General features: G+C 72.7%; 9 protein-coding genes. 5 read left to right on the forward strand and 4 right to left on the reverse strand.

Features of this window, described 5'->3' with window-relative positions; translation table 11 throughout:
- Positions 1-103: 103 nt before the first annotated feature.
- Together efeU and BG452_RS15840 are read right to left on the reverse strand one after the other, a co-directional pair.
- A complete protein-coding gene (efeU, locus tag BG452_RS15835) occupies positions 104-2,179 on the reverse strand; it encodes an iron uptake transporter permease EfeU (RefSeq protein ID WP_188304931.1) in 2,076 nt (691 codons plus the stop codon).
- Between the two features lie 242 nt (positions 2,180-2,421).
- A complete protein-coding gene (locus BG452_RS15840) occupies positions 2,422-2,748 on the reverse strand; it encodes a hypothetical protein (protein WP_188304932.1) in 327 nt (108 codons plus the stop codon).
- A 409-nt stretch (positions 2,749-3,157) separates the two neighbouring features.
- Between BG452_RS15840 and BG452_RS15845 the strand changes: the two genes are divergently transcribed.
- Positions 3,158-4,780, forward strand: coding sequence for a cytochrome b (locus BG452_RS15845; RefSeq protein WP_188304939.1), 1,623 nt, complete (start codon positions 3,158-3,160; stop codon positions 4,778-4,780).
- Positions 4,781-4,853: 73 nt separating this feature from the next.
- On the opposite strand, the gene BG452_RS15850 is transcribed toward BG452_RS15845, so the two are convergent.
- Positions 4,854-5,252 carry a cytochrome C oxidase subunit I gene (locus BG452_RS15850; RefSeq protein WP_188304933.1) on the reverse strand — a complete coding sequence of 133 codons (399 nt, stop codon included), beginning with the start codon at positions 5,250-5,252 and terminating at the stop codon, positions 4,854-4,856.
- 202 nt (positions 5,253-5,454) lie between these two features.
- On the opposite strand from BG452_RS15850, the gene BG452_RS15855 reads away from it, so the two are divergent.
- The 4 genes from BG452_RS15855 (at position 5,455) to BG452_RS15870 (ending at position 9,010) form a co-directional block, all read left to right on the forward strand.
- A complete protein-coding gene (locus BG452_RS15855) occupies positions 5,455-6,066 on the forward strand; it encodes a TetR family transcriptional regulator (protein WP_188304934.1) in 612 nt (203 codons plus the stop codon).
- A gap of 30 nt (positions 6,067-6,096) precedes the next feature.
- The gene (locus tag BG452_RS15860; RefSeq protein ID WP_188304935.1) at positions 6,097-7,629 is read left to right on the forward strand and encodes an FAD-dependent monooxygenase; all 1,533 of its coding nucleotides are present in this window, start codon (positions 6,097-6,099) and stop codon (positions 7,627-7,629) included.
- A gap of 216 nt (positions 7,630-7,845) precedes the next feature.
- Positions 7,846-8,499 carry an NADPH-dependent F420 reductase gene (locus BG452_RS15865; RefSeq protein ID WP_188304936.1) on the forward strand — a complete coding sequence of 218 codons (654 nt, stop codon included), beginning with the start codon at positions 7,846-7,848 and terminating at the stop codon, positions 8,497-8,499.
- Between the two features lie 79 nt (positions 8,500-8,578).
- Complete coding sequence (locus BG452_RS15870) at positions 8,579-9,010, forward strand: YchJ family protein (protein WP_188304937.1); 432 nt, start codon at positions 8,579-8,581, stop codon at positions 9,008-9,010.
- Positions 9,011-9,032: 22 nt separating this feature from the next.
- On the opposite strand, the gene BG452_RS15875 is transcribed toward BG452_RS15870, so the two are convergent.
- A partial coding sequence (locus tag BG452_RS15875; RefSeq protein ID WP_188304938.1) for a polysaccharide deacetylase family protein occupies positions 9,033-9,798 on the reverse strand: 766 nt, incomplete at its 5' end.

Here is a 9,798-nt window from a genome sequence, read left to right on the forward strand (position 1 = left end):
GGGCCGGCCGGGCAGCCGCCCTGGTCGACGACCGGCTCGGCAGCGGCTGCGGCGGCGGCGTGCGGGAACGGGCAGGAGCCGGCGGCTGCGGTGTGGTCGGTCATCAGGCGGCCTTCCGGATCTCGAGCAGGGCGGGGACGGGCGAGAGGTCTTCGAGCAGCTGGCCGGTGGCGCCGTTGAGCTGACGGCGGGTGTCCGCGGGCAGCTTGTCGAGCGGGGTCCAGCCGTCGGCGGTGTGCGCGGCGGCGACGAGGTCCCCGACCCGCTTCATCCCGGCGTTGACCCGGACCAGCACCTGCGGGTCGCGCTCGTCGAGCAGCGGCTGGAGCAGGGTCAGCAGTTCCTGGGTGCCGGCCAGGTTGGCCTGGGTGGTGGCCAGGTTGGTGCCGCTGCCCATGTCGGTGTCGCCGGTCAGCTCGAACTGGAGGGTGTTCTCGAGGATCTCGTGGGCGCGCAGCGGGAGGTCGCCCGGGTCGAAGTCCTGGGTGGGGAAGTCGTGCACCAGCTTGGCGACGTTCTGGGCGAGTTCGTCGGCGACGGGCGTCAGCTCGGCGGCGGACTGGCCGTGCCAGAGGCCGTACTCCAGCCGCAGGAAGCCGGTGAAGCCCGGGTCCTGGGCCTTGTCGGCGTAGCCGTCGGCGCGGCCGTCGATCTTCTTGTCGAGGTCGGCGAAGGTGCCGTAGGCGGCGCCCAGCGAGGCGTACTGCAGGTGGGCGGTGAGCCAGTCGGTCTTCGCGGTCGCGAGGTCACCGGAGTGGATGTCGGTCTGGATCTTCTGGGTCTGCGTCATCAGGGTCGCGAGGCCCTTGTTGACGTAGTCCTTGTAGCTGTCCAGCGGGGCCTTGAGGTCGTCCTCGGCGACCGGCTTGACGGCCTTGACCTCGGCGCCGCCGGTGACGTGCACGGTGGCGGAGGTGACGGTGGTGCCGCCGGTGGGCACGCAGCGCCAGGCGTAGTCGCCGGAGCCGATGGTGGCGGTCAGCGCGCGGGTGGTGCCGGGGGCCAGGCCCTCGATCTCGCCGTAGACCGCGCCGCTGCCCGGGTTGACCAGGTAGACCTCGGACACCTTGTCACCGGTGTTGTGCATCTGGAACACCTGCTGGCCCGGCTGGGGGCTGCCGAAGCCCTTGCCGCACTCCTTCTCGGAGACCGCGACGGTGGCCGAGCTGTCCTGCTTGCCGTCGCTGACGGCGATCACGGCTCCGGCCAGCACGACCGGAACGGCGATCGCCGCGGTCGGCAGCACCCAGCGCGGGCGCCCACCGCGCACCGGCTCGGCCTTCTCCTCGGACTTCTCCGCGGCCGAGGCCGCGTCCGGAGCCGCGGCCGGCTTCCCCTCCGCGGGCTTGGCCGCCGGAGCCGCCTTCCCGCCCCGCACGCCCTCGATGAACAGGGTCATCACGATGCTCAGGTAGGCGATGTAGCCGACGACCTGGAGCACCGTCATGGTGACGGTCAGGTTGAGGGTGCCCTGGACGAGCGTGGCGTACCAGGACGAGGCGTCCAGGTGCCCGCTCAGGTCGAAGGCGTACGTGCCGCCGCCGCCGACCAGCCCGGACTCCTGGAGGTCCCGCAGGCCGTAGCCGAGCACGCCCGCGGCGACGACGATCAGGCCGGCGCCGGTGATGGCGAAGAACTTGGTGAGGTTCATCTTCAGGGCCCGGCGGTAGAGCCCCCAGCACAGGCCGACGGAGAGCAGCAGGCCGACGGCCGCGCCGATCAGCGGCCCGGTGGACTCGCCGGCGGTGCGCGCGTTGGTCCACAGGAAGAGCGAGGTCTCCAGGCCCTCCCGGGCGACGGCGAGGAAGCTGGTGAGCACCAGCGCGCCCGCGCCCATCGTCAGGGAGGCCTGGACCTTCTCCTTGATGTCGGCGGAGAGGGTGCGCGCGGAGCGGCGCATCCAGAACACCATCGCGGTGACGAAGCCGACCGCGATCAGGCTCAGCACCCCGCCGAACGCCTCCTGGGCGTGGCCGGAGAGGTTGGCGGCGGTGAAGGTGAGCACCGCGCCGAAGCTGAGGCTGAGCGCGACGGCCGCCGCGACGCCCGTCCATACCTGGGGCAGCCGGCCCTTCTGGCCGGCCCGCACCAGTGTGGCGACCAGGATCGACACGATCAGGCCGGCTTCCAGCCCCTCGCGCAGCCCGATCAGAAAGCTGGGAAACGCCTCATCCCACATGCAGCGGGCTCCTCCCCCGGGCCGCCCCGGGTTGTTACCTGTCCTCGAGCGCTCCGCCGACGGGGGCGGCGGAACGGCACGGCGAACGCCCCGGACCGAGGGTCCAGGGCGCTTCGCTTAGCTTAGGCAAACCTTAGAGCGACCGCAGTCAACTGCACCCCCGGTTCAGGTAAGGGTTCGGTATGGGAACACCCATGCGCAGTCCAACTCCGCACGCCACCGCCCCTGCGGGGAGATCTGCGTCACCCCCACCACTGCTCGGGCGCCGCCCCGGGCTCCGGCTCCGGAGGGGCTGTCACCGGTTCGGCGCAGCACACCAGCAGCTCCCCCTCCTCCGTCTCGGTGACCAGGAAGCCCCGTTCCCGCAGGACGAGCGCGGCCGCCCCGCTCACCGCGGCCCGCGCCGGCCCGGACGGCGGCCCGTCCGCCTCCGCGCCCGGGGACCAGCCGACCGCCACCCCCTCGGGGTGACGGTCGATCCACAGCGGTGAGGCGCCCGGCGCGGTGTCGAACCCGGCGCGGGCCAGGGCCTCGGTGACGTCCTCGAAGAGTTCACGGTGATCCACCATTGGCGCAGCGTAGGCCCGGGCCCGCGCGGCGCCCGGACGCGGCGCGCGCCGAAACGCTTCAGCTGCACCCGGGCGCAGCATCGCCCCCACCCACCCCCGGCCGGCGGCCAGCCGATCAGGCGTCAGGGCCCCCCGTCCGGCCCGACACGAGCGGCCGGACGGCCCGATGGACGTGCACAGTCGGCCCCCTGCCGACAGCATGACAGAGTAAGCGCTCCATCACCCTGAGCAACGGGTCCAGCGAACCCCCAGGTCCGCGCGCCGGTCCGCCCGGCGGGCCCGTATCGAGAGGTCCCATGATCACAACACTTCGCCGGCCGGCGTCCTCGCCGACGGGCCTCCACGCCGGCACGCCGAGAACGCCGGGGAGCCCGTCGTGAGAACCGACCAGCAGTCGCAGCCGGGACCGGTGACCAGCACCCGCGCCAAACCGGCCAACAAGGCCGAAGCCCTCGCCGACTGGACCGACGGCCGGCTCGGCATCTACTCCCTCGCCAAGGCCAACCTGCGCAAGATCTTCCCGGACCACTGGTCCTTCATGCTGGGCGAGATCGCGCTCTACACCTTCGTCATCATCATCCTGACCGGCGTCTGGCTGACCCTCTTCTTCAAGCCGAGCATGGGCGAGGTCATCTACGACGGCTCCTACGTCCCGCTCAAGGGCATCCGGATGTCCGAGGCCTACGCCTCGACCCTCGACATCAGCTTCGAGGTCCGCGGCGGCCTGCTGATGCGCCAGATCCACCACTGGGCCGCGATCGTCTTCGTGGCCTCGATGCTGACGCACATGCTGCGGGTGTTCTTCACCGGCGCGTTCCGCAAGCCCCGCGAGATCAACTGGGTCTTCGGCGCGCTGCTGCTGTTCCTCGGCATGTTCGACGGCTTCATGGGCTACTCGCTGCCGGACGACCTGCTCTCGGGTACGGGCATCCGCTTCATGCAGGGCGCGATCCTGTCCGTCCCGATCGTCGGCACCTACCTGCAGTTCTTCATCTTCGGCGGCGAGTTCCCCGGCACCGCCATCGTGCCGCGGCTGTTCACCGTCCACATCCTGCTGATCCCGGGCATCATGGTGGGCCTGCTCGCGGCGCACCTGATCCTGGTCTTCTACCACAAGCACACCCAGTTCGCCGGGCCGGGCCGCACCAACGACAACGTGGTCGGCATGCCGCTGATGCCGGTCTACATGGGCAAGGCGGGCGGCTTCTTCTTCCTGGTCTTCGGGATCGTCTCCGTGATGTCGGCGATCGCCACCGTCAACCCGATCTGGGCGTACGGCCCGTACCGGCCCGACCAGGTGTCCACGGACGCCCAGCCGGACTGGTACATGGGCTTCTCCGAGGGCCTGGTCCGCGTGATGCCCGGCTGGGAGATCAGCGTCTGGGGCGGCCACACCCTGAACCTCGGGGTGTTCATCCCGCTGCTGGTCTTCCCGAGCGTGCTGATGGCCATCTGGTGCTGGCCGTTCCTGGAGGCCTGGGTCACCGGGGACCGCGGCGAGCACCACATCGCCGACCGTCCGCGCAACCACCCGGTCCGCACCGCCTTCGGCGCGGCCTGGATGGGCCTCTACCTGATCCTGCTGGCCGGCGGCGGCAACGATCTGCTGGCGACCCACTTCCACCTGTCGATCAACGCGATCACCTACGCGGTGCGGGCCGGGTTCTTCGCCGTACCGGTGGTCGTCTTCGTGATCGCCAAGCGCTGGTGCCTGGGCCTGCAGCGCCGCGACAAGGAGAAGGTGCTGCACGGCCGGGAGACCGGCGTCATCAACCGGCTGCAGCACGGCGAGTTCGTCGAGGTGCACGCGCCGCTGCCGCAGGGCCGGCTGTACACCCTCACCTCGCACGAGCAGCCCGAGCCGGTCGAGCTGGCACCCGAGGTGGACGAGAACGGCGTGGTCCGCAAGGCGGGGCTGTGGACCCGCACCCGGGCCAAGCTGTCCCGCGGCTTCTACGGCGAGGGCAGCCAGATCGCCAAGCCCACCGTCGAGGAGCACGAGGAGATCACCAGCGGCCACGGCCACCACTGAGCACGCTCCCGGGACGACGAGGGCCCGCTGCGCCGTCTCCGGCGCAGCGGGCCCTCGTCGTCCGGGTGCGCGGTCAGCCCCGCAGGACGGCCGGGACGACGGCGAACAGCGCCGCCGCCATGGTGACGGCGAGGCAGATCGCCGCCCAGCGGGTGCAGATCCGGCGGCATTCGGCGCGGTAGCGGGCGGCCAGGCGGCGGCAGCGGTCGACGGCGCGGTCGACGACCTCCTCGGCGTAGCGCAGGCGGTCGGCGGCGTAGGCCTGTTCGAGGCCCTCCCGCTCCGCGTCCGGCAGCCAGGGGAACTGCGCGGCGAAGGCCCGGGCGTCCCGTTCGGCCGCCGCGACCTCCGCCTCCCAGGCCAGGAAGCCCTCGATGCGGGCGATCTCCACCCGGGAGTTCACCCGGCCGACGCCGGCCGGCCCGCCCTGGCGCGGGGTCCGTGCCCGCGGCGGACGCTGTCTGCCACCCATGACCGCTCCTCAGTTCCTGTCGGGTCGTCCCGCCGGAATTCCTGCGGGCACGGACTCCCGCGGGGCATCGCTCCGCGACCACGCAACTACTACCAGCGACGAACCGCAGGTGGCAGGCGGCTCGCCACGGCCCCGGATGCCCGGAAAAACTTGCGCGCCACGCACTATTGCGCGCCGCGCACTTTTTCGGGAGGGTGGAGCCATGACGAACGGGCAGCCCGGCCTGCGGGACCGGAAGAAGGCCGCGACGCGGGAGGCACTGAGCTGGGCGGCACTGCGCCTGGCGGTGGAGCGGGGCCTGGAGAACGTCCGGGTCGAGGACATCGCGGCCGAGGCCGGGGTGTCCCCGCGCACCTACAACAACTACTTCTCCAGCAAGGCCGAGGCGATCGTCTTCCGGCACCGCGACCGGATCCTGCGGGCCGCCGAGGCCCTGCGGGCCCGCCCGGCGGAGGAACCGCTGTGGGAGGCGCTGACCCAGTCCCTGGTCGAGCCCTTCGAGGGCCCGGACGAGGCGCCCGACGCGCGCTGGGTCGCCGCCGTACGGCTGCTGCTGCGCGAACCCTCGCTCCAGGCCGAGCTGATCCGCGGCGGGGCGCGGACCCGGGCCGAACTCACCGCGGCGGTGGCCGCCCGGACCGGCACCGACGCCGACCGGGACCTCTACCCGAAGCTGGTCGCCGCGGCCACGCTCTCCGCTCTGCAGGTCTCCAACGAGCAGTACCTGAGCGCCGATCCCGCACTGCCCTTCAAGGCGGTGTTCGCCGAGGCGCTGCGGCAGCTGGCGGCCGGACTGCCCGATCCGTCGTCGTAACGAACCAACCGTCTCAGAGGGGGAATCGAGATGACCGACGATGTCGTCGTCGTGGGCGCCGGCCCGGTCGGGCTGTTCCTGGCCTGCGAACTGGCGCTGGCCGGAGTCCGGCCGGTGGTGCTGGACCGGCTGCCCGGGCGCTCCGGCGAACAGAAGGCCAACGGACTGGTCGGCCAGGTACTCCGGCTGCTCGACCACCGCGGCCTCCACCAGCCGCTCAGCGGCACCCCGGGCATGCCGCAGCCGGTGCCCCGCTTCGTGTTCGGGGCCTTCCCGCTGGAACTGCACCGGCTCGACGCGAACCCGCTGCACGCCGTGCCCGTACCGCAGCACCGGATCGAGGAGGTGCTGGAGGGCCGCGCCCGCGAACTGGGCGTCACCGTGCGCCGCGACCACGACGTCACCGGCTTCACCCAGGATCCGGCCGGGGTCACCGTCGACCTCCACGGCCCGGACGGGCCAGGGCAGTTGCGCGCCCGCTACCTGGTCGGCGCGGACGGCGGCCGCAGCACCGTCCGCAAGCTCGCCGGGATCGGCTTCCCCGGCGTCACCTCACCCGACCCGGTCTCCCGGATCGCGCACGTGCTGCCGCCCGAGGGGATCCGCGTCACCGACGGCGGCGAGTTCCTGCTGCCCGGCTGCCCGACCCTGTTCCGCCCGTACACCCACACCCGCACCGACCACGGCGTGTTCGTCATCTCCCCCTTCTCCCCGGACGACGTCATGGTCGTCACCCTGGAGTGGGGCGGCCCGCCGGTGGACGAGCGCACCCCGCTCACCCTGGACGAACTGCGCGCCAGCATCCGCCGGGTCACCGGCGCCGACCTGGCGCTCTCCCCGGCCCGCACCCCCGGCCCGTACACCCCGCGACGCACCGTCGGCCACAACACCCGGCTCGCCGAGCGCTACCGCGACGGCCGGGTGCTGCTGGTCGGCGACGCCGCGCACGTGCACGCCGCGACCGGCGGCCCCGGCCTCAACCTCGGCCTGCAGGACGCCGCCAACCTCGGCTGGAAGCTCGCCGCCGAGCTCCAGGGCTGGGCCCCGCCCGGCCTGCTGGACAGCTACCAGCGCGAACGCCGCCCGGTCGGCGAGCGGGTCTTCATGCACTCCCAGGCGCAGATCGCCCTGATGTCCCCCGGCCCCGCCGTCACCGCGCTGCGCGCCCTGGTCGGCGAACTCCTGGCCCATGACGACAACCTCGCCCGGATCGCCGCCCTGATGGCCGGCAGCGACGTCCGCTACGACACCGGCTGCCCGCACCCGCTCGCTGGCGGCTTCGCCCCGGAGCTCACCCTCGGCAACACCCGACTGGCCGAACTCACCCGCAGTGGAAGGCCGTTGCTGCTCGACCTGACCGGCGGCGCACTCGGGCTCGCCGACCGGGCGACGCCCTGGAAGGACCGCCTCGACGTGGTGACCGCCCACGCCGCCGAGGCCCCGGCCGGCGCCCTGCTGCTGCGCCCGGACGGGTACGTCGCCTGGGCCTGCGCCGCCGGGGACACCGACCCGCACGGGCTGGACCGGGCGCTGCGCGACTGGTTCGGCGAGCCGCGCGGCTGAGCACCCGCACCCGGGTGGACCGAGCGCTCCACCCCTGCCGCGGCCGCTCGGTGCGGCCGGAGCGTGGACGGCGGCCCCGGCGGTGGGGCCGATCGCCCCGTGAGCGCGGGGAACACCCCCTGAACCGGAAGGTCCGAGCGTGATGACAGTGCGTCAACTATGGTCGTCGCGGCCCGCTCCACCAGGGGTGGGCACCCACAGGACGAACGGGGAACCATGCGCATCGGAATCATCGGCACCGGCACGGTCGGGCGGACCCTGGCCGACAAGCTGGTCTCGCTCGGCCACCAGGTGACCCTGGGCTCCCGCACCAAGGACAACGAGCGGGGGCTGGCCTGGGCCGAGCAGGCCGGCCCCGACGGGAGCGCCGGGACCTTCGCCGAGGCGGCGGCCTTCGGCGAGGTGGTGCTGAACGCCACCGGCGGGACGGTCTCGCTGGCGGCGCTGCGCGCGGCCGGGGCGGAGCACCTCGCCGGGAAGCTGCTGATCGACGTCTCCAACCCGCTGGTGTTCGGCCCCGAGGGCGTCACCCTGGCCCCGGTGAACACCGACAGCGTCGGCGAGCAGATCCAGCGCGAGTTCCCCGAGGCCCGGGTGGTGAAGGCGCTCAACACGCTGAACTGCGAGCTGATGGTCGCACCGGGGAAGCTGGCCGGTGAGCACCACCTGTTCATCGCCGGGAACGACGCCGACGCCAAGGCCGAGACGGTCGCGCTGCTGGGCGAGTTCGGCTGGCCGGCCGAGTGGATCGTCGACCTCGGGGACATCACCGGCGCCCGGGCGACCGAGATGATGATGCCGTTCTGGCTCCGGATGATGGGCCACTTCGGCAGCGCCGAGTTCAACTACTCCTTCCGGCGCCCCGCGTAACGCGACCGGGCCCGCCCCTCCGTCGCCGGGAGGGGCGGGCCCTTCGTGGGCCTCCCGAGCGTGGGGGACAATGGACGGCATGTCCCGACGTCGTTCCGCGCCCCGCCCCGCCGCTCCCCGGCTGCTGCCGTCCTCCCCGTGCCCGTGCGGCCTGCCCGGCAGCTACGGCGACTGCTGCGGCCGGATGCACCGCGGCCAGGCGAAGGCCACCACGGCCGAGTCGCTGATGCGCTCCCGGTTCAGCGCCTTCGCCGCCCAGGACGAGGCCTACCTGCTGCGCACCTGGCACCCGGACACCCGGCCCGCCGAGGTGGACTTCGACCCGGCGCTGCGCTGGACCCGGCTGGAGGTGGTCTCCACCAGCGAGGGCGGCGCCTTCCACGCCGAGGGCACGGTCGCCTTCCGGGCGCACTGGACCGAGGGCGGCGAGCAGGGCGTGCTCAGCGAGCACAGCCGGTTCGTGCGGCACGAGGGCGCCTGGGTGTACCTGGACGCCCTCTCGCTCGGCTGAGGCTCCGCCGGACGGGTGCCGGCTACAGGTAGTCGTCCAGGCGGCCCAGCGAGAAGCCGGCCGCGGTGACGTCGTTGAGCACCTTGCGCAGCAGGTCCGGCATGGTGGCCTTCCAGTCGGAGAGGCCCCGGAAGTGGGTGAGGATGATGTCGCCCGGGTGCAGCTTCCGGTCGTCGTAGCGCCACTCCATGTGGTCCGGGAAGGCCTCCTCGTTCCACAGCGGCACCGCCTGGACGCCGCAGGAGGCGGCCGCCCGCAGGGTGTCGTCGTTGTACTCGCCGTACGGGGGCCGGAAGAGCCGGGGGCGGACCCCGATCTGCTGTTCCAGCTGGTCCTGCTGGTTGCAGATCTCCTGGCGCTGGGTCTCGTAGTCGAGGACCTTGAGGTTGCGGTGGTTGATGGTGTGGTTGTTGATCTCCACGCCCTGCTTGTGCAGGTCCCGGAAGTAGCCGTAGTTGTCGCGGACGAGGTAGTCGGAGAGGAAGGCGCTGAACGGGATGCCCAGTTCCTCGGCCATCCGGGAGAACTCCGGGTCCTTCTCGAAGCCGTCGTCGATGGTCAGGAAGACCACCTTGTCCTCGGTCGGCACCCGGAACACCACGGGCGGGCGGCCGTCCTTCAGCTTGACGCCCTGGACCGGGGTGAGCGCGACCCTGGCCGCCGGGCGGGGCGGGGCCTTCAGCGGCGGGTGGTCCAGGCCCCAGCGCTGGGCGGTCTCCAGGGCGGCACGGGCCACGCTCTCCTGGCGGGCCGCGGCCTCGCCGCTGGTCTCCTCCTCCCGCCGGGCC

It is taken from the genome of Streptomyces sp. CBMA123, assembly GCF_014596465.1.
Lineage (GTDB): Bacteria > Actinomycetota > Actinomycetes > Streptomycetales > Streptomycetaceae > Kitasatospora.

What these genes read in the sequence shown, in the direction of transcription:
- BG452_RS15840 (WP_188304932.1), bottom strand. Translation starts at nt 2,748, where the DNA reads ATGGTGGATCACCGTGAACTCTTCGAGGACGTCACCGAGGCCCTGGCC.
- BG452_RS15870 (WP_188304937.1), top strand. Translation starts at nt 8,579, where the DNA reads ATGTCCCGACGTCGTTCCGCGCCCCGCCCCGCCGCTCCCCGGCTGCTG.
- BG452_RS15865 (WP_188304936.1), top strand. Translation starts at nt 7,846, where the DNA reads ATGCGCATCGGAATCATCGGCACCGGCACGGTCGGGCGGACCCTGGCC.
- efeU (WP_188304931.1), bottom strand. Translation starts at nt 2,179, where the DNA reads ATGTGGGATGAGGCGTTTCCCAGCTTTCTGATCGGGCTGCGCGAGGGG.
- BG452_RS15860 (WP_188304935.1), top strand. Translation starts at nt 6,097, where the DNA reads ATGACCGACGATGTCGTCGTCGTGGGCGCCGGCCCGGTCGGGCTGTTC.
- BG452_RS15855 (WP_188304934.1), top strand. Translation starts at nt 5,455, where the DNA reads ATGACGAACGGGCAGCCCGGCCTGCGGGACCGGAAGAAGGCCGCGACG.
- BG452_RS15850 (WP_188304933.1), bottom strand. Translation starts at nt 5,252, where the DNA reads ATGGGTGGCAGACAGCGTCCGCCGCGGGCACGGACCCCGCGCCAGGGC.